We start from the raw sequence: 20,121 nt of genomic DNA, 5'->3' as shown, positions 1-20,121 counted from the left end.
GCATCACCCTCCATGCCACCACCGTTGCCAGGTACCCGCTCCATGAAAGCTCAAGCCCGCCATATTCTGGTGAAAACCTCGGAAGAAGCCGAGCAGCTCAAACTACGCATCGCCAAGGGCGAAGCCTTCGATGTGCTGGCCAAGAAGTACTCCACCTGCCCGTCCGGCAAACGCGGCGGAGACCTGGGCGAAGTGCGGCCGGGGCAGATGGTCGGCGCCATCGATGCGGTGATTTTCAAGAAACCGCTGCGGGTGGTGCATGGACCGATCAAGAGCAAGTTCGGCTATCACCTGGTGCAGGTGTTTTACCGGGATTGAAGCTCCCTGTGGTGAGGGAGCTTGCGCCCTCACCACAGGGCATGCCTTTCAAGCTCTGGGAATGAGCGCCCCCGGCACCTGAATCACCCGACTCGCCAACCGGTGCCCCGCCTCCGCCGCCTCGACCGGGCTTGCGCCCTTGAGCCGCGCAGCCAGGTACGCCGCACTGAACGAATCCCCCGCCGCCGTGGTGTCCACCACACGCTCGACTTTCTGTGCCGGCACTTCGAACGACTCACCCTCACACCGAATCAGGCAAGCCTCGGCGCCACGCTTGAGCACCACTTCGGGCGTGCCGATCTGCTCGTAAGCGCCAAACACCGCCGCGCAATCGGAGAAATGGAACAACGCCTGTTCGTCATCGACGGTCAACAACGCCAGGTCGACATAAGGCAGCACGCTGCGGTAAGCCGCCCGCGCCTCCTCGACCGAGGCCCACAGCCGTGGCCGGTAGTTATTGTCGAAGACGATTCGCGCATCGCGCTGGCGGGCCTCGATCAAGGTTTCCAGCAACTTTTCCCGGCCCTTCACGCCCAGTACCGCCAGGGTAATACCGCTGAAATACAGTACGTCGTAGTCCGGCAGCGCCGCCAGAATCGGCGCGGCGGCCGGCGTAGTGAAGCAATCGCGCACCGCTGCTTCATTGCGCCAGTAAAGGAAACGACGCTCGCCAGCGGCGTCGGTCTGGATGCAATACAGCCCCGGCAAACGTCCGGGCAGGCGCTGCACCATGCCCAGGCCAATGTTTTCTTCGGCCCAGCCCTGGCACATGGCATCACTGAAACTGTCATCGCCCAGGGCCGTGACGTAGTCCACCGCGCCCGCGCTGCCCAGCTCTCGGGACAGGTACACCGCGGTGTTCAAGGTATCGCCACCGAAGCTCTGGCGCAGGCTGCCGTCGGCATGGTGCTGCAGCTCGATCATGCATTCGCCGATCAAGGCAATGCGCGGGGTATGGGGGCCCAGGGTGTTGAGGGTGCTCATGGTTGTGGGGGCTCCGGTGTTCTTTGTTGTCTGGGCGGACGCGCTCGCCCCCACAGGAGAAGTCCTTCCGGGGTGGGAGCAAGCTTGCTCGCGATGGCCACGAGTCGGTTCTGAACTTAGAAACAGGTTTCCATGGTTTCGATGACGTTCAATTGCTCATCCACCAGGCACCCCGTACGCCACTTGTCGAATGTCAGGCATGGGTGCGAGGTGCCGAACGAAATGATGTCGCCCACACGCAACTCGACACCCGGCGCCACGGTCATGAACGCGTGCTGGTCCATCACCGCTGTCACTTTGCAGGCACTCACGTCGTCACCTTTGGCCGGCACCACGCCGGCCTTGTAACGCAGCAACGGCACCGGCAAACCGGCGTCGTACGCCACGTCACGCTTGCCCAGGGCAATCACCGCAAAGCCCGGCTCCGGCAACGACTGCACGTGCGCCCAGACTTCCAGCGCCGGGCGCAACCCTTCGTGCAAGTCGCTGCGGCGGTCGAGCACGCAGCATTGCGCCTCCTTGTAGATGCCATGGTCGTGCGCGACATAACTGCCTGGACGCAACACGCTGAGGAACCGTCCTGCAGCGTTCTGCGCTTCGAACTCCTCGGCAATCAGGTCATACCAGGCCGAGCCCGAAGCAGTGATGATCGGCTTGGCAATCGCGAACGCAGCGCTGTCCTGCAGTTGCACCGCCAGGCGCACCAGGGAGCCGGCAAATGCGCGAATGCCACTGATGGCGTGATCACCATGAATCACCCCTTCATAGCCCTCGATCCCGGTCAGGGCCAGCGCCGGTTGCGCGGCGATGGCTTTGGCCAGGTCGAGCACTTCCTGTTCGCTGCGACAGCCACAACGGCCGCCGACCACGCCGTACTCAATCATCACGTTCAGGCGCACACCACGCGAGGCGAAATACGCGCCGAGGTCGGCAACGTTGTCCGGGTGATCGACCATGCAGTAGAAGTCGAACGTCGGATCGGCCAGCAAATCGGCGATCAGCGCCATGTTCGGCGTGCCGACCAGTTGGTTGGCCATCAACACCCGACGCACGCCATGGGCATAGGCCGCGCGGGTTTGCGTCGCGCTGGCCAGGGTAATGCCCCAGGCACCGGCGTCAAGCTGCCGGCGAAACAGCGCCGGGGTCATGCTGGTCTTGCCGTGGGGCGCGAGTTCGGCGCCGCTGTTGCTGACGAAATCCTGCATCCAGCGAATGTTGTGCTCCAGCGCTTCACGATGCAGCACCAGCGCCGGCAGGCTGACGTCACGGACAAGACTGGCGCCCGTCCGGGCAAAACCCTTTTCCACGGCAGCAGTATTTTCGGCAGTAGTCATGGTCGAACTCCTCACATTCGCGGCCGTAGGCAGCCGCTGTTATTCGTTGATGCGACGGGCCAGGCTGTTGGCGCTGTCGATCAGCACCCGGCGGTAGTCGTTGTAATTTTTCTTGGCATCGGCCCGGGGGGCGACGATGCACAGGGTCGCGATGGCCACGCCGCCGGGGTCTTTGACCGGGGCGGCGAAGCAATGCGTAAAGGTGTCGGCGACGCTGTCGAAGGAGAAAAAGCCATCGATGCCGGCCTGACGGATTTCCTTGAGAAACTGCTCCAGCGGCAGGCGCTCGCCATCGGGCAGGATGAAGTCGTCATGGTCGATCAGGTCGATGATTGCCTGGTCGCTCAGGTGCGCCAGCAGCAAGCGCCCGGATGCGGTCCAGGGGATCGGGGCGTTTTCGCCGATGTCCGAGGAAATGCGGAAATGCCGCTCGCCCTCCTTCATCAGCGCCACGGTGTACTTGCGCCCGTTGAGCAGGCACATCTGCGCGGTTTCGTGGGTCTGGCTGACGATCTCCTGCAAGGCGTGATCGGCCTCGCGGGACAGGTCGAAATGACGCAGATGCGCCTGCCCGAGAAAGTACAGCTGACGCCCGAGGTAAACGTGACCGTCCTTGCCCACCGGCTCCAGAATCCGTCGTTCCAGCAACGAGGCCACCAGTTCGTAGACCGTGGATTTCGGGCTACCGATGCCGCTGGCGATTTCGTTCGGGCGCAAGGGCTGGCCGATCTCCTTGAGGAAATCGAGGATGTCGAACGCCCGGTCCAGACCGCGCGCCCGGCGTTTGATGGTGTCTTCGGTCATGTCAGTGATTCCCATAAAAGTGCCGGGAGTTTACCTAGAGTGCGGCGGCGACCGTAAGGCCGTCCTCGCTAGCAGGCTAGCTCCCACATGTGGAAGGCGTTCCTGTGGGAGCTAGCCTGCTAGCGATGGAGCCACCTCGGTTCAGGCCTTTTTCTTGTACGCGATGCAGTCGATCTCGACCTTGCAGTCGACCATCATGTTCGCCTGTACGCAGGCCCGGGCCGGGGCGTGTTCGGGTTTGAAGTACTCGGAGAAGACCTTGTTGAAACTGGTGAAATCCCGCGGATCCTCCAGCCACACGCCAGCACGCACCACATCTTCCAGGCCATAACCGGCCTCTTGCAGAATCGCGATCAGGTTCTTCATGGTCTGGTGGGTCTGTTCGACGATGCCGCCCGTGATGATCTCGCCATCCACCGCCGGCACCTGCCCGGAAACGTGCAGCCAGCCATCGGCTTCAACGGCGCGGGCGAAAGGGCGAGGCTGACCGCCAGCGGCGGTGCTGCCGGTGCCGTAACGAGTAATGCTCATGAGTGTTTCTCCTGATTGAAAATCGAATGTTTAAAACCGCGTGTTCTTGAGGAACTCCGCCAGTCGTGGCGATTTCGGGCGCTCGAACAGTTCCTTGGGCGGCCCCTGCTCTTCGATACGCCCCTGATTCATGAACACGATTTTGTCCGAGACTTCAAAAGCGAAACGCATTTCGTGGGTCACCAGCAGCATGGTCATCCCGTCTTCGGCCAGGCCCTTGATCACGTTCAGTACTTCGCCGACCAGTTCCGGGTCCAGTGCCGAGGTCACTTCATCGAACAGCATCAGGCTCGGGTTCATTGCAATCGCCCGGGCAATCGCCACGCGCTGCTGCTGACCGCCGGACAACTGGCCAGGATAGTGATCGCGACGTTCCAGCAAACCGACGCGCTCCAGCCATTTTTCCGCCAGCGCCACGGCCTCGTCCTTGTGCAGTTTTTTCACCTTGAGCAAACCCAGGGTGACGTTCTGCAACGCGGTGAGGTGCGGGAACAGGTTGAATTGCTGGAACGCCATGCCGGTCATGGCGCGATGGCGGGCAATGACCTTTTCCGAGTGGCGGATGCGTTTGCCGTTGACCTCGTCGTACCCGATGGATTCGCCGTCGAGCATGATCTGCCCGCCCTGAAACTCTTCGAGCATGTTCACGCAACGCAGCAGCGTGGTCTTGCCCGAGCCGCTGGAGCCGATCAGCGTGACGACGTTGCCGCGCTGCAGAGTCAGGTCGACGCCCTTGAGCACTTCCAGCGGGCCGTATTGTTTATGCAGGCCGTGAATGTCCAGCAGAGGCTGTCCGCTCGGGACGTTGGATGGTTGTACTTGTGTCATGGCAGGGCCACCCGCTTTTCAATGTGCCGGCCGAGTAATTCGATGCCGTAGTTGATGACAAAAAACAGAAAACCGGCGAACAGGTAAAACTCCAGGGTCATGAAGGTCCGGGCGATGATCTGCTGGGTGCTGAGCAGCAATTCGGCCACGCCAATCACCGACAGCAGTGTCGAAGCCTTGACGATCTCGGTGGACGAGTTGACCCAGGTCGGCAAGATCTGCCGCAGTGCCTGGGGCAATAGCACGTAACCGAGGGCCTGATAGAACGTCAGGCCGATGGCCTTGCTCGCTTCCATCTGCCCACGGGGCAACGCCTGCAACGCACCGCGCACGATCTCGGCGACGTGGGAACCGCAAAACAGCGTCAGGCCCAATGCACCGGCCTGAAACGCGCTGATCTGCCAGCCCAGCGCCGGCGCCATGTAGAAGCAGGCCAGCACCAGCACAAACACCGGGGTGCCGCGAATCACGTCCACGTAGAAACGAAACGGCGCGCGCATCCAGAACTTGCCGTAGGTCAACACCAGACCGGCAAATACACCGACCACGGTGCCGAGCAAGATCGCCAGGGCCGACACCTGAACACTGGTCAGAAAGCCTTGCCACAGCACTTCCCGGGCGACCCACAACTCATGCAACCAACTGGGGGATTCGTACATGGGGCCTCCTATCGGCGGATCGCCAGACGCTGCTCGAGGTAACGCAGCAGCATGGCAATGAGGTAACAGGCCGCGACATACAGCGCCGTGGTCACCAGCCAGGTTTCGATCACCCGGTAGCTCTCGACATTGATCTTGCGCGCGTAATAGGTCAGCTCCGGCACGGCAATCGCTGCGGCCAGCGAAGTGTCCTTGAACAGCGAAATGAAGTTGTTCGACAAGGCCGGCAACACATTGCGCAACATCACCGGCACGGTGACATAAGCCTTGACCTGCCACTCGCCCAGGCCGATCGCCAACCCTGCTTCACGCTGCCCCTTGGGGATGCTCAGCAAACCGCCACGGAACACTTCGGTCAGGTACGCCCCGGCATACAGCGACAGGGTGATGATGAACGAGGGAATCTTGTCCAGCCGGATGCCCAGACCCGGCAGCGCAAAGTAGATCAACAGAATCAACACCAGAATCGGCGTGTTGCGGATCACCGTCACATACACCGACGCCAGCACCCGTAATGCGCGGTGCTTCGACAGCAAAGCAAACGCCATCATCAGGCCGATCACGCAGCCGATGGCGATCGACACCAACGCCAGCTCGAGGCCCAGACCAAGCCCCGCCAGCAAGGTGTCGAAATCGCGCCACACGGCGGCAAAATTCAACTGATAGTTCATGATTGGCAGTACCTTGAGCGGGGCGATTTATCAGCGCCCCGCTCTCACGGGGTCATTTGAATTCGACGGGGAAACCGATGGCAGGCGTCGGCAGCTCGACACCGAACCACTGCTTGAACGACGCCGCGTAAGCCGGGAACTCAACGCCAGTCATGGCTTCATGCAGGGTTGTGTTGACGAAGTTCAGCCAGTCCTGATCGCCGCGTTTAACCGCGCAAGCGTAAGTCTGCGGGCTCCAGGCGTAGGCCGGGCTACGGTAGCGACCGGGGTTTTGCACCATCAGGTATTTCACCGAGGACTGGTCGGTGGCTGCCGCGTCGGCACGGCCCGAGTTCACCGCCTGATACATCAGGTCCACGCTGTCATACTGATCGACTTTGGCCTTGGGCAATGCCTGATGCACCAACTCTTCGGCATAGACGTTTTGCAGCACCGCCACGGTAAGGCTGTCACCGGCGGCTTTCATGTCATCGATTTCCTTGTACTTGCTGTTCGCCGGCAACAACAGGCCAACACCTTCGCGGTAGTACGGCAGCGTGAACGCCACTTGCTGCGCACGGCTGGCGGTCACGGTGATGAACTGGCAACTGATATCGACCTTGTCGGTCAGCAGGTTGGGAATCCGCGCATCGGACGACTGCACCACGTACTCAACCTTGCTCGGATCATTGAACAAGCCCTTGGCGATCATGTGCCCGATGTCAATATCGAAACCCTGCAACTTGCCATCCGCCCCCTGGAAGTGCCACGGCGCGTTGGTACTGCCGGTGCCCACAATCAGTTTGCCGCGGGCCAGAACGCTATCGAGCTTGCTGTCGGCTGCCTGGGCCACGCCCACGGCAGCAGCAGACGCTGCGAAAAGAAAAACACACGCTTTGAACAAGGAAGGACGGCGATGCATGGCAAGCACTCCAGATGATGGTTATTCCGCTATACCGGAACATGGTATGTAACAACGGAATAGACAGCAGAAAGTGTGCCACAGGTTGTGCGCAGAATGCTGGGGAGATCGAAAAGTGTTTCGAATCAGAAGGATGCGTAAAAACCGGGAAAACCTGTTACGAAAGGAACAATTGGCGAACGCTACCGTTGGCTACAAAGGACGGGTAGCAGGATCACAATTGGTGCACCGTCTCTCCAACCGCTCGCCGCCCCCGCTCAATCGACATAGGTCACGTATCCCGCCATCAAGTTCGGCCGCTCGAACGTATCGATATCCTCGACTCGTTGGTGCATGTCATTCACGATTTGCTTGAACGTTGCATCATCCATGTCGATCCAGTAACGCGGATTGCGGCCGGTGAGGCGGTCGTATTCGGCGGTGGTGGGATCGAGGTGGCGGTATTCCTCGTATTGCGGCAGGTCCGGCAACGGGCGACTGACGTTCATGTAGTTCTGGATGAAATCCCACAGGGCGCAAGGCGGTTGAAAGTCGGGGCCGGGGCACAGCAGCGCGCCGAAGTTGATCATGATGTTGCGGTAGCGATGGGCGAGGTAAAGCACGTTCAACGGCATGCCCTGACTGTCCGGGGACGTGGCGATGTAGGCATCAAACTCGTAGAACGGCGCGGTGAGTTCACCGATGGTGCCGTTCTTTTTGTATTCGCCGTTGTTTTTGTAGTCGAAGACCGTGACCAGGCCGGTGCGGCGATTGAGTTCCCAGATGGGGCCTCGGGAGGGTTTTATCCAGAGGTTGGGGAAGTGTTTGATGACGAATGAACCGATGGCCCAGCAGAGAAGTGGTAGGCCGAGAACCCAGGAGTAATACTCTATTATTGAACGCTTTGTTAGTTCCCAAAATGTTTCCGCCATTGTGGAAGTCATCACGAAGTGACCTGGCAGACTGGCAATAAAGATCAGTAAAAAAAACCACTTGCCAAAAAGTCTCATATATAGCCAAAAGTTAGAGCTTGCAGGAAGACGTGCATGCCTAAGGCTTTCGTGGTTATCCCTCACGTGAAAATCAATATGCTCGAATGGGCTCGGAGTATAGATACCTTCGGCTATTTTCTCTTCACGCTCTCTCTTCAGTTGCTCCTGATTTCGAAGATCTCGTGGCGAGTAATCCTCCACAAAACTGACGGGCGTTACTTCATCGGTGTTTCCCCAAGGTAGTCTGACCTTGGCAAACCGCATGATCCATGAGCGCTCAGTAGAGCGTTCTTGCTGGGGAACCTCCGTCGCTCCATAAGCAGTCTTGGCGTAATACGATGTATTGCTCATGAATCAGTATTCCGCGATCTGTTTGTCACTTCGTCTGCCCAGAACAGTTCACCCTCACTGCCGAAGTTGGGTTTTATATGGGCGGCATCAAACGGCGTACCGTCCTTCGGTGGTGGCGCAGGAAAATGCCAGCGTAAAAGGCGTCCTGGCGCCGAAGTCATGTTTGGCATCAGGGATGAATTGAGGGTTGGTGCCTTCCGCCAGCACACGCACATTTTTTGTCGCTCAGTCGACATAGGTCACGTATCCCGCCATCAAGTTCGGCCGCTCGAACGTATCGATTTCATCGACGCGCTGATGCATTTCGCTGACGATTTGCTTGAACGTTGCATCATCCATGTCGATCCAGTAACGCGGATTGCGGCCGGTGAGGCGGTCGTATTCGGCGGTGGTGGGATCGAGGTGGCGGTATTCCTCGTATTGCGGCAGGTCCGGCAACGGGCGACTGACGTTCATGTAGTTCTGGATGAAATCCCAGAGGGCGCAAGGCGGTTGAACGTCGGGGCCGGGGCACAGCAGCGCGCCGAAGTTGATCATGATGTTGCGGTAACGATGGGCAAGGTAAAGCACGTTCAACGGCATGCCCTGACTGTCCGGGGACGTGGCGATGTAGGCATCAAACTCGTAGAACGGCGCGGTGAGTTCACCGATGGTGCCGTTCTTTTTGTATTCGCCGTTGTTTTTGTAGTCGAAGACCGTGACCAGGCCGGTGCGGCGGTTGAGCTCCCAGATGGGGCCTCGGGAGGGTTTTATCCAGAGGTTGGGGAAGTGCTTGATGACGAATGAGCCGATGGCCCAGGAGAGAAGTGGAAGGCCGAGAATCAAGGAAAAAAATCAAAAAACCAACTTTTTATTGATTCCCATACAGGCATTTTCCCGGTTGCAACATCCAAAAAAAATATAGGGGCGCTGACAGCGGAAAGCAGGAAAAAAATAACTCTTCCGAAAGACTTCATGTATAGCCAGAAGTGGGAGCTTGCAGGAAGAAGTGCATATCTAAAACATTCATGATCGTCCCTGATGTGGAAATCGATATGTTCGAATGGGCTCGAAATATGGGTTCCTGCGGCTATTTGCTCTTCACGCTCCTTTTTGAATTCTTCATGCAAGCGAAGCTTCTTGGGAGAGAATTTTTCGAGAGCACTTACAGGTGTTAAGTCCTTCGCACCACCCCACGGCAATCTGGCCTTGGCAAAACGCATGATCCATGAGCGCTCAGCAGAACGTTCTTGCTGGGGCACCTCGGTCAACCCGTAAGCCGTCTTGGCGTAATACGACTCCTGAGTCATTTGTTAGTGCCTCGTGATGTATGTGTCACCTCATCTGCCCAATAAAGTTCGCCCTCACTGCCGAAGTTGGGTTTTATGTGGGCGGCATCAAACGGCGTCCCATCCTTCGGTGGTGGCGCAGAAAAATGCCAGCGTATAAGGCGTCCTGGCGCGGAAGTCATGTTTGGCATCAGGGATGAATTGAGGGTTGAGGCCTTCCCCCAACACACGCACATTTTTTGTCGCTCAGTCGACATAGGTCACGTATCCCGCCATCAAGTTCGGCCGCTCGAACGTATCGATATCCTCGACGCGCTGATGCATTTCGCTGACGATCTGCTTGAACGTCGCATCATCCATGTCGATCCAGTAACGCGGATTGCGGCCGGTGAGGCGGTCGTATTCGGCGGTGGTGGGGTCGAGGTGGCGGTATTCCTCGTATTGCGGCAGGTCCGGCAACGGGCGGCTGACGTTCATGTAGTTCTGGATGAAATCCCACAGGGCGCAAGGCGGTTGGAAGTCGGGACCGGGGCACAGCAGCGCGCCGAAGTTGATCATGATGTTGCGGTAACGATGGGCAAGGTAAAGCACGTTTAACGGCATGCCCTGACTGTCCGGGGACGTGGCGATGTAGGCATCAAACTCGTAGAACGGCGCGATGAGTTCACCGATGGTGCCGTTCTTTTTGTATTCGCCGTTGTTTTTGTAGTCGAAGACCGTGACCAGGCCGGTGCGGCGGTTGAGTTCCCAGATGGGGCCTCGGGAGGGTTTTATCCAGAGGTTGGGGAAGTGCTTGATGACGAATGAACCGATGGCCCAGCAGAGAAGTGGTAGGCCGAGAAGCCAGGAAAATAGTTGAATAAACAAGGTTTTCGTTGATTCCCAAATAGGCTCATACCCAATGGAAACAACTGCGAAGTAAGCGGGGATACTGAAAATAAAAAGCAGAAAGAACGAAAAACGCCCTACTCCGTGCATGTATATCCAAAAGTGGGAGCTCGCAGGAAGGAGTGCATACCTAAAACTTTCGTGATCATCCCTCATATGAAAATCAATATGCTCGAATGGACTCGGAGTATAGATACCTTCGGCTATTTGCTCTTCACGCTCTCTCTTGGATTGCTCTTGATTTCGAAGGTCTCGTGGCGAGTAATCTTCCACAAAACTGACGGGCGTTACTTCATCGGCGTTACCCCAAGGTAGCCTGACCTTGGCAAAACGCATGATCCATGGCCGCTCAGTTGATTGCTCTTGCTGGGGCACCTCGGTCGACCCATAAGCCGTCTTGGCGTAATAAGATTCCTGGGTCATTTGTTAGTGTCTCGTGATGTATGTGTCACTTCATCTGCCCAATAAAGTTCGCCCTCACTGCCGAAGTTGGGTTTTATGTGGGCGGCATCAAACGGCGTCCCATCCTTCGGTGGTGGCGCAGAAAAATGCCAGCGTAAAAGGCGTCCTGGCGCGGAAGTCATGTTTGGCATCAGGGATGAATTGAGGGTTGAGGCCTTCCCCCAACACACGCACATTTTTTGTCGCTCAGTCGACATAGGTCACGTATCCCGCCATCAAGTTCGGCCGCTCGAACGTATCGATATCCTCGACGCGCTGATGCATTTCGCTGACGATCTGCTTGAACGTCGCATCATCCATGTCGATCCAGTAACGCGGATTGCGGCCGGTGAGGCGGTCGTATTCGGCGGTGGTGGGGTCGAGGTGGCGGTATTCCTCGTATTGCGGCAGGTCCGGCAACGGGCGGCTGACGTTCATGTAGTTCTGGATGAAATCCCACAGGGCGCAAGGCGGTTGGAAGTCGGGACCGGGGCACAGCAGCGCGCCGAAGTTGATCATGATGTTGCGGTAACGATGGGCAAGGTAAAGCACGTTTAACGGCATGCCCTGACTGTCCGGGGACGTGGCGATGTAGGCATCAAACTCGTAGAACGGCGCGATGAGTTCACCGATGGTGCCGTTCTTTTTGTATTCGCCGTTGTTTTTGTAGTCGAAGACCGTCACCAGGCCAGTGCGGCGGTTGAGCTCCCAGATGGGGCCTCGGGAGGGTTTTATCCAGAGGTTGGGGAAGTGCTTGATGACGAATGAACCGATGGCCCAGCAGAGAAGCGGGAGGCCGAGAAGCCAGGAAAATACTTGGATAAATATAACTTTGGTTGACTCCCAAATAGGATCATTTCCTGTTGATACACCTAAAAAGTAGGCGGGAATACTGATAATACAAAATAAAAAAAATAAAAAACGTCCGCCGCTTAACATATACATCCAGAAATGGGAGCTTGCAGGAAGAAGTGCATATCTAAAACATTCATGATCGTCCCTGATGTGGAAATCGATATGTTCGAATGGGCTCGAAATATGGGTTCCTGCGGCTATTTGCTCTTCACGCTCCTTTTTGAATTCTTCATGCAAGCGAAGCTTCTTGGGAGAGAATTTTTCGAGAGCACTTGCAGGTGTTAAGTCATTCGCACCACCCCAAGGCAATCTGGCCTTGGCAAAACGCATGATCCATGAGCGCTCAGCAGAGCGTTCTTGCTGGGGCACCTCGGTCAACCCGTAAGCCGTCTTGGCGTAATACGACTCCTGAGTCATTTGTTAGTGCCTCGTGATGTATGTGTCACCTCATCTGCCCAATAAAGTTCACCCTCGCTGCCGAAGTTGGGTTTTATATGAGTGGCATCAAACGGCGTCCCATCCTTCGGTGGTGGCGCAGAAAAATGCCAGCGTATAAGGCGTCCTGGCGCGAAAGTCATGTTTGGCATCAGGGATGAATTGAGGGTTGAGGCCTTCCCCCAACACACGCACATTTTTTGTCGCTCAGTCGACATAGGTCACGTATCCCGCCATCAAGTTCGGCCGCTCGAACGTATCGATATCCTCGACTCGTTGGTGCATGTCATTCACGATTTGCTTGAACGTTGCATCATCCATGTCGATCCAGTAACGCGGGTTGCGGCCGGTGAGGCGGTCGTACTCAGCGGTGGTGGGGTCAAGGTGGCGGTATTCCTCGTATTGCGGCAGGTCCGGCAACGGGCGGCTGACGTTCATGTAGTTCTGGATGAAATCCCAGAGGGCGCAAGGCGGTTGAACGTCGGGACCGGGGCACAGCAGCGCGCCGAAGTTGATCATGATGTTGCGGTAGCGATGGGCGAGGTAAAGCACGTTCAACGGCATGCCCTGACTGTCCGGGGACGTGGCGATGTAGGCATCAAACTCGTAGAACGGCGCGGTGAGTTCACCGATGGTGCCGTTCTTTTTGTATTCACCGTTGTTTTTGTAGTCGAAGACCGTGACCAGGCCAGTGCGGCGGTTGAGTTCCCAGATGGGGCCTCGGGAGGGTTTTATCCAGAGGTTGGGGAATTTATCTATTACCAACTTACCTATTGCCCAGGAACCCAATGGGATTCCAAGGGTTATGGATGAATATTTTGTGATATTAAGCGCCGTTTCCTGCCAGCTCTCTTCGGCATTAATTAGTATTAAAGTGGAGATGAAAAGCAATATAAACAAAGAAAACCAAAATAAAAATCTCCCTATAGAGTATAAATAAATCCAGAAGTGCGATGCATCTGACAAAAGTGCATACCTGAAACATTCATGATCGCCTCTGATGTGGAAATCGATATGTTCGAATGAGCTTGAGGTATAGGTCCCTGCGGCTATTTGCTCTTCACGTTCCTTTTTGGATTTTTCATGAAGGCGAAGTTTCTTTGGCGAAATTTTTTCGAGAAAACTCGCAGGCGCTATTTCATTCGGACTACCCCAAGGTAATCTAACCTTGGCAAAACGCATAATCCAAGGACGTTCAGCTGATTGCTCTTGCTGGGGCACTTCGGCCGCCCCATAGGCCGTCTGGGCATAATACGATTCCTGGGTCATTTGTTAGTGTCTCGTGATGTATGTGTCACCTCATCTGCCCAGTAAAGTGCACCCTCACTGCCGAAATCGGGTTTTATATGGGTGGCAACAAATGACGTACCATCCTTCGGTGGTGGCGCAGGAAAGTGCCAGCGGTGATTGTGTTGCTCCAGTACACACTGAGCCCGGACTTGCCATTGATGGGCGATACCGGATGAGCCGGTTACCGGGTCGAAGGCGTAGCTCGCTGGGGTTTTGAAAAACAGTTCCAGCCCCTGTGGTAGCAGCCGTTGGGCATTGGGTGGAACGAGGCGGCTATCGATCAATTTTGTGAACGGCACCGTTTCACTTTTGAGGCGACCCCCTTTGAGTTCGAAGGTATTAAGTCGACAGTGGGCATTGATGTTCAGGGTGCCGAGGTTTGCAATTAAGCCCGGCAAGTTACTTTCAATGCGAATGCAGGTATTGGACGAGATCACTTGAAAAGGTGTTCTGGCGCGAAAGTCATGTTTGGCATTGGGGACGAATTGAGGGTTGGGGCCTATGTTGATGCGAATGTCGGCAAACAAACTGATCAGGTAATAAAAACCGCGCTGCGGATCCAGCAGGTGCGCATTATCTGAATGAACTTGCGTGCCGAACGGGCCATTGACCAGCCATTCTTCGATGGGCTTGTTGCTCAGCCACCAGGCCAATCCGGCACCGATCACGATCAATATCAGCGCGGCCCAACCACCCGGACCCAGACCGAGAAAGGTGACGCTGCTAACAATCAAGTTACTGAGAGTGCTGATGGAGCCGCCCACAGCCATCATCAGATACCCCCAGCTGGCATCGTCGCCCCATCTCCGCGCATACCAAGCGTCTGTCAGGCATATACCCGAAAAAATCAGACCACTGGCCATTTGTGCAAGTAGGCGCCCGGTAAACTCCTTCGCTAAATGTTCTGCTAGTTGGCCGAAGATTTTCTTAGCGGCCTCAACGGGGATATTGAATAGCACTTTTCGCCCAACCGCTAAAACAGACTGTGTACTGGCAAATTTTACCGTCAACATTTCTAGCGCAATAGTAAGATCGACTGCTGCTCCGCCCATCCCGAGAAATGCTCTTCCGAATCCTTTCTCTCTTTCGGTTTGTTTGAACGAATTGTTCTCCACCCTCACATTCCAAACCTCCAACATCAAAACCCCCGCCGCAAACGGCAACGAGCCCAGCACGCGATGAACCCGGCTGTTAGCCGACTCGACATGCTCATCCACGCCCCGCTGCAACGGACTTTTCACGTACGCATCACCCGTCGCCCGCGCCTCCACATCGGCTTTGTAAACCGCGTTGATCCGCTGATTCAGTACGCTGAGATTGTTCGCCGTCGGATGCTTGAGCGGGATCGCCAGCAGTGTGTGATGGGTTTCGCGAAGGGCGTACGGGGTGTCGAGTACGTCGTCGCGCACCTTCAGCGGTCGGCCCTGGGCATCCAGGTACTGACCCATCACCCGGTGTGGCCGCTGATCGCCGGACGGCACATCGGTCAGGCCAAAAACGTAGTAATGCTGCGGGTCGGCGTCACGCCGCTGGATGAAGTGCGCGTCGCCAAAGGTCTTGGGCATCAGGCTGCGCAACAGCCCCACGCCGAGGCCGTGCAGATAGGTGCTGGCGGGCATGGCCTGGCCGGTGTGTGGCCCGGGCCGTTTGTTCACCGCGCTGCTGGCGGTTTCCAGGGCGCCCGCGAGGTTTTCGTAGATGCCGATCAGGCTACCGGCGGCCGCTTTCGATTGCCCGGTGAGGGTGCTGTTCAGGCTGCCGCTGGCCAGCAGGTCTTTGAGCAAGTGGCCGTCGAGGTGGTCGACCTGCGGGTAATAGGGCCCCGGGTGACTTTCGAATGCGGCGAGGTCATCGGCGCGTAAATGACCATCGCCCTCGTTGAGGGTTGTCTGGGCGGGTGGCACATAGGGCGCGGCCAGCTTCGCTTCATCGACGGCCGGCCAGAGCATCGGGTGCAGCGGGTGCGCCGGGTCGTGGGCGATGTCGTTGAGCAGGGTCTGGCCGACGCTGGCCCGTGGACTGTAGAGGCTCACACCGGTCAGCGCGTTGGTGACGTCGCCGTTGCTGGCCAGCGGATCGAGTTGCGCGGGCACCGTGGCCAGGGCCGCGAACGTCTGGCTCACGGCAAACAGCGCGGCGAGATAGTCAAAGCCGTCCTGGCTCAAATGATCGGCCAGGGTTTGCTGCGTGACCGGTTGCTGCAGGCACTCGGCAAGCAGCGCCTGCGCCATGTTCAGTTGTTGCCAGATCAGGGCGCGCTCGGCGCTGGCGGTGAAACGGTTGATGTCGCGGCGCCCGGCCTCCTTCACTTTGTCGAAACAGGCGTGCAGCGGGTTCTTCTGGCCGCCGAGGGTCGCCGGCACGATCAGTTGCTGGACCATCACCGCGCTGGCGTGGTGGGGATAAAGGCTGGCGCGCTCGGCATACAGCGCCAGCAATTGCTGTTGCTGCCGGATCTGCGACAGCAGGTGCCGCAAACGGTAGCGCGGGTCCTCCAGCAGCACGCCGCACACGCGCCGTTGGCGGGCGGTCTCCAGCACGTCGACGACGCTGGGCTGGGGTTGCCACAGATCCGCTTCATCGTCTGGCGGGGTCTTTCCTTGCAAGCGCTGCAACAGCGTGGCGAGGCAGTCGGCCCAGGCGCTGCTTTCGAACGTGGCAGGCACATCAGGCGTGGCGCCCTGCTCCCACTGAGCCAGGCAGCGCCTGGCTTCGAATTTGCGTTGTGCGGCAAATTGCCCCGACAGGTCGCATACGTAACGCCCCGGATGCTCCAGCCCATATTCGAACCCGCTCTGGCGTGCCCGTTGCGGGGCGATCAGGCTGAGCGGAAAAGCGCGTTCGGCCAGGTTGCGCCAGGTGACGCTGGCTTTCGCCGCGCTGTTGGACGCCTGGGCATCCCACGCATTGAAGCGCCCGAAGGCCTCGAGCATCGCCTGGCCATCGGGCTGCTGGTCGAAAAGCCGTTCGAACGTCTGACTGTCGCACGGCAACGCGGGGCTCTGGCAACGCCGGGCGCGTAACTCCGGGTCCTCCTCCAGGCGCTTGACGCGGGCAGCACTGAGCTGGATCTCGCTGAAACACAGCTGCACCGTTTCGGCAGGTTGTCGGTTCCAGGTAGCGGGCAGCCAGATGTCGCTGAGTGCGACACCCTTGGCCAGGCGGTAGTCGTCGCACAGATCCTGGCCTTCGCGAAACATCGACACGTCAATGTCGTGGTAAGTCGTGCGTTCGCCGTCCTGCCGCACTTCCAGTTCACGCCACAGGCGCCCGCGGTAAAACACATAGACAAAGCCGCTGCGGCACAGGACCGGCGTGCCGAGGTCGTGACGGCTGCGCGTACCGGGCAGCGCGACGAAAGGCACGACGGGGACGATCTGGTTCCACTGCGCATCCAGTTGGCGCGGGGTGATCCGTACGTCCTCCAGCAACGGCAGGCGAATGGGCGCCCCATGGGTCGTGGCAATTTCCAGCCACAACTGATGCTCGTACCGGGCGTACCAGTTCCACACGAACAGCTCGCAGTGGACGCTGAATAAACGCTCCGTTTCGCGATCCACCTCATCGGTCAGGGCCGGCAGCGGTTCAACGCCGGGCCGGTCGAAGAGCACCAGGCGCTGGTCTTTGGAATGGCCGGTGCCGATCACCTGGACGATCAGCCTGTCGGGCTCGCAGCAAGGGCCGTCGGATAATCTTCCAAGGCGCTTCATGACTTAACCTGCGTGCAATGGGTGCTCAGGTATTCGCTGATGGCGTTGCTGTCGTCGATGCCTTGAGCCAGCGCTTGCTCCATCAATTGATTGGCCTGCACAAATGAATGCTGTGGGTGTCGCAGCCACCAGTCATGGAGAAATTGCTCATTACGCAGGCGCGTCAGGGCCTCTTCCTGGGCGGCGCTCAGGGACACGGCCCGACGCGTGTTTTCAATGGTCCAGTGGGGCGCATGCGGGTTATCCAGTTGCTGCCAGTCGGCTTCACCGGCAGCTTTCGTGGCCCATGTCCCACCGAACCAGCGCAGGCGGCTGATCGGCCCCAGCCACCGGCCGAGGTCTTGCACCGGGCAGGCCGCAAAGAAATAGCTGGCGACGGTGGGGTCGCTGTAGCGCAGGACGCCTTTACGTTGCGGGTCGAAGTTGACGATCAGAATCTGCCGCAGATGCGCGAGTATCGAGGGTGTGTCGAAGTTACTTTCGATCAGCAGACCGGGCCATTCAGCCGGGGATTGCTCGATCGCCTGATTGAATGTCGGTTGGTTGTTCAGCCTAACGAGCAAGGGGCCTTGCTCGGCGAAACTGTCTAAGGAGGTGCCGGCGTACAGCATGTGAGTGTCGGGGTGCGTCGCCAGGCGATACAGCGTTTTCAGTTGCGCCGTCGGGCGCTCCAGCAGAATCCAGGTATTCATGTCCGGTCTCCATAGCCCAGGGCTTTACGGCATTGGCAATCACTCAGCGGGCAGTCCATGGGCGTCCCCCCCGCAGGCATCTGGCAGAGTTCAACCAGTGCTGCGTCGCCGAGCAGTCGTTTGAGTAATGCAGTTGATACCGCTTCCGGCAATGGTGGTTCGCTCGCATCGAGCATCACCGGGGTCGCCGCGATGATCGACTTCGGCGCGCCGCCCACTTCAACGGGCACGCTGCTGAAAATCCCGGCCGCATTGATCGTGATCCACACGCCGCCGGCCTGAATCGTGGTGCTGGCGCCACCATCGATGACGATGTTCTGGCTGGCACTGACGTTGACCTGATGCTGAGCGCTCAACCGATGGTTGGCGGCGCGAATGTGGCGGCTGCCCTGTACCGTCAGATGATCGTCCTGCCTGATTTCCGTGCGCCGCTCGCCGTGGGTGATGCGCCGCTCTTCGGCGCGCTGTTCATGACGGGCGTTACCCGCGACCACGACGCTGCGTAGGTTGTCGACTTGAAGCCGCTCGTCGTTCAGCACGTGTTGCCGGTAGTCGCGCTGGGCACGGATGGATATTTCCTCTGCGCCCTTGCGATCTTCGATGCGCAGTTCGTTGAAACCTCTGCCACCGGGGCTGGTTTGAGTCTTGAAGGTGCTGCGGGTTTTCTCGGCCGGGAGGTCAAGCGCAGGACGATTGGCGCCATTGCTCAAGCAGGCGACGATTAGCGGTTTGTCCGGGTCGCCCTGATAGAAACCGACGACCACCTCCATGCCGACGCGGGGAATCAACACGCTGCCATGCCGGTCGTGAGCCCACTTGCTGGCGACTCTCACCCAGCAACTTGAATGATCGTTTTTAGCGCCGTCGCGGTCCCAGGGAAACTGGACACGAACACGACCGTATTCGTCGCAATGAATTTCTTCGCCAGGCGGGCCGCAGACAACGGCATGCTGATAACCGTTGATCGTGGCTTTGGGGTGGGCAAGCGGAGGTCTGTAAGGCGCGTCCCACGGTGTGGCGAGAAAGGTGTTGCGATAGCCTTGGGACAGTTCGTCGTTCGGGGCACTTAGGATCGACGCTTCGAGCGATTGCGGTTGCTGGCCGGTGTGGATGACTTCGGTCAGTAACCACAGATCATTCCACTGCTGGCGAGGGTGACCGGTCAGCGTCAGGAAATGACCACTCAGCAGCATCGGTTGATCGCTACGTCCTGTGGCTTGCCGATAATCGCTGCGGTGTCGTTCAAGTGCTCGTTGAGCGCGATGATCGCCGAGTTCGCGGTCGGTGAAACGGCCGGGAAAGCCGTAGTCTTCGAGTCGCAGCGGCGAAGGATCCTTCGCGCCGCTTTCCAGTTGCAACAAAGGCTTTTCGAAGTCGTAGTCGCGTCGGGTCACGGCCGTGGGTCGGGTCTCCATTGCAAGGGTGAAGGCCTTGATCACCGGCTCATCGGCGACCATTGCGCTGTCTTGCAGGTACACGGTGGGGTGTTGGAGCCTGGGGAACACTGTCTGGTCATCCCCGAACACCACTACATGTCCCTCGCGGCTGTGCTCGAAGTGGTAATGCAGGCCTTCTTCTTCGCAGAGGCGCTGCAGGAAATGCAGGCAGCTCTCGCCATATTGGACGCAGTAGTCCCGTGGTTGGTAATCCGTGCCGAGGGTAAAGCGATAGGCAGTACTGAGGATGCCGTGGCTTTCCAGTACCCGGGCGATGATCTGCGGCACGCTCAGTTTCTGGAATATCTTATGGTCGAAACGGTGGCCCAGATAGGCAAGACTGGGCATCAGGCAGAGCTGGTACTGGGTCAGGCGCTTGCCTGCGTCGCCCTGGCCGACGCTGTAAACCTGGCCATGAATACCCGCGCCGTGGCGATCAAAGCCAAGGAACGCCATGCGATGCAGAAGGCTTTCCAGATCCAGGTCGGGACTTTCGCTGACCAGTTTCAGATCAAAGCGGAAGGGTTGGCTGATGGCTTCCTTGCCGGTGAACTCAAGGACTTGCAGATCGTGGTTGAGCCCCTCGATATCAAGGATAAAAGAGGCTTGGTCGGCAGGGCTGAACATCACACATCCCTTGTGCTGATTTTGAAGGGCGGGACTGTGAATGAGTGAATGCGGGATTGATGCAGGGCAACTCCGCTTCTGATGTGGGAATGGTGTTTTTGTTGTGTGGGATTTTTCGCCTGAAGAT

At 58.1% G+C, this 20,121-nt stretch carries 18 protein-coding genes; 1 reads left to right on the top strand and 17 read right to left on the bottom strand.

Features of this window, described 5'->3' with window-relative positions; translation table 11 throughout:
• Positions 1–42: 42 nt before the first annotated feature.
• Entirely contained in the window at positions 43–318 is a 276-nt protein-coding gene (locus ACX3YD_RS13780) for a peptidylprolyl isomerase (RefSeq protein WP_103406617.1), read from the top strand.
• Between the two features lie 48 nt (positions 319–366).
• Here ACX3YD_RS13780 and ACX3YD_RS13775 read toward each other — a convergent pair whose 3' ends face one another.
• The 17 genes from ACX3YD_RS13775 to ACX3YD_RS13695 form a co-directional block, all read right to left on the bottom strand.
• A complete protein-coding gene (locus ACX3YD_RS13775; RefSeq protein WP_458960276.1) occupies positions 367–1,302 on the bottom strand; it encodes a sugar kinase in 936 nt (311 codons plus the stop codon).
• A gap of 116 nt (positions 1,303–1,418) precedes the next feature.
• Entirely contained in the window at positions 1,419–2,636 is a 1,218-nt protein-coding gene (locus tag ACX3YD_RS13770; protein ID WP_458960275.1) for an amino acid deaminase, read from the bottom strand.
• A gap of 39 nt (positions 2,637–2,675) precedes the next feature.
• Positions 2,676–3,440, bottom strand: a complete 765-nt coding sequence (locus ACX3YD_RS13765) for an IclR family transcriptional regulator (protein WP_090462272.1) — start codon at positions 3,438–3,440, stop codon at positions 2,676–2,678.
• 141 nt (positions 3,441–3,581) lie between these two features.
• Positions 3,582–3,971 (bottom strand): RidA family protein, encoded by a 390-nt coding sequence (locus ACX3YD_RS13760; protein ID WP_047529738.1) that lies wholly within the window; start codon positions 3,969–3,971, stop codon positions 3,582–3,584.
• Between the two features lie 30 nt (positions 3,972–4,001).
• Positions 4,002–4,799: an amino acid ABC transporter ATP-binding protein gene (locus tag ACX3YD_RS13755; RefSeq protein ID WP_458960274.1), complete on the bottom strand. Its 798-nt coding sequence runs from the start codon at positions 4,797–4,799 to the stop codon at positions 4,002–4,004.
• Entirely contained in the window at positions 4,796–5,458 is a 663-nt protein-coding gene (locus tag ACX3YD_RS13750) for an amino acid ABC transporter permease (protein ID WP_047529742.1), read from the bottom strand. Before ACX3YD_RS13750 ends, ACX3YD_RS13755 begins: the two co-directional genes overlap by 4 nt.
• A gap of 8 nt (positions 5,459–5,466) precedes the next feature.
• Entirely contained in the window at positions 5,467–6,129 is a 663-nt protein-coding gene (locus ACX3YD_RS13745) for an amino acid ABC transporter permease (protein WP_090462280.1), read from the bottom strand.
• Between the two features lie 52 nt (positions 6,130–6,181).
• Positions 6,182–7,030: a transporter substrate-binding domain-containing protein gene (locus ACX3YD_RS13740; RefSeq protein WP_458960273.1), complete on the bottom strand. Its 849-nt coding sequence runs from the start codon at positions 7,028–7,030 to the stop codon at positions 6,182–6,184.
• Between the two features lie 257 nt (positions 7,031–7,287).
• Entirely contained in the window at positions 7,288–8,352 is a 1,065-nt protein-coding gene (locus ACX3YD_RS13735) for a hypothetical protein (protein ID WP_458960272.1), read from the bottom strand.
• A gap of 225 nt (positions 8,353–8,577) precedes the next feature.
• Entirely contained in the window at positions 8,578–9,177 is a 600-nt protein-coding gene (locus tag ACX3YD_RS13730) for a hypothetical protein (protein WP_458960271.1), read from the bottom strand.
• Positions 9,174–9,641: a hypothetical protein gene (locus ACX3YD_RS13725; protein WP_458960270.1), complete on the bottom strand. Its 468-nt coding sequence runs from the start codon at positions 9,639–9,641 to the stop codon at positions 9,174–9,176. The genes ACX3YD_RS13730 and ACX3YD_RS13725 overlap by 4 nt, the downstream gene beginning before the upstream one ends.
• 225 nt (positions 9,642–9,866) lie before the next feature.
• Complete coding sequence (locus ACX3YD_RS13720) at positions 9,867–10,931, bottom strand: hypothetical protein (RefSeq protein ID WP_458960269.1); 1,065 nt, start codon at positions 10,929–10,931, stop codon at positions 9,867–9,869.
• Between the two features lie 225 nt (positions 10,932–11,156).
• Positions 11,157–12,221 carry a hypothetical protein gene (locus ACX3YD_RS13715; protein WP_458960268.1) on the bottom strand — a complete coding sequence of 355 codons (1,065 nt, stop codon included), beginning with the start codon at positions 12,219–12,221 and terminating at the stop codon, positions 11,157–11,159.
• A gap of 225 nt (positions 12,222–12,446) precedes the next feature.
• Positions 12,447–13,508, bottom strand: coding sequence for a hypothetical protein (locus ACX3YD_RS13710; protein WP_458960267.1), 1,062 nt, complete (start codon positions 13,506–13,508; stop codon positions 12,447–12,449).
• Complete coding sequence (locus ACX3YD_RS13705) at positions 13,505–17,239, bottom strand: toxin VasX (RefSeq protein WP_458960266.1); 3,735 nt, start codon at positions 17,237–17,239, stop codon at positions 13,505–13,507. Before ACX3YD_RS13705 ends, ACX3YD_RS13710 begins: the two co-directional genes overlap by 4 nt.
• Complete coding sequence (locus tag ACX3YD_RS13700) at positions 17,236–17,931, bottom strand: DUF4123 domain-containing protein (protein ID WP_458960265.1); 696 nt, start codon at positions 17,929–17,931, stop codon at positions 17,236–17,238. The genes ACX3YD_RS13705 and ACX3YD_RS13700 overlap by 4 nt, the downstream gene beginning before the upstream one ends.
• Entirely contained in the window at positions 17,928–19,994 is a 2,067-nt protein-coding gene (locus ACX3YD_RS13695; protein ID WP_458960264.1) for a type VI secretion system Vgr family protein, read from the bottom strand. The genes ACX3YD_RS13700 and ACX3YD_RS13695 overlap by 4 nt, the downstream gene beginning before the upstream one ends.
• Positions 19,995–20,121 lie beyond the last annotated feature (127 nt).

Source organism: Pseudomonas fluorescens group sp. PF-1 (assembly GCF_054481335.1).
This window is presented reverse-complemented; position numbering and strand designations above follow the sequence as displayed.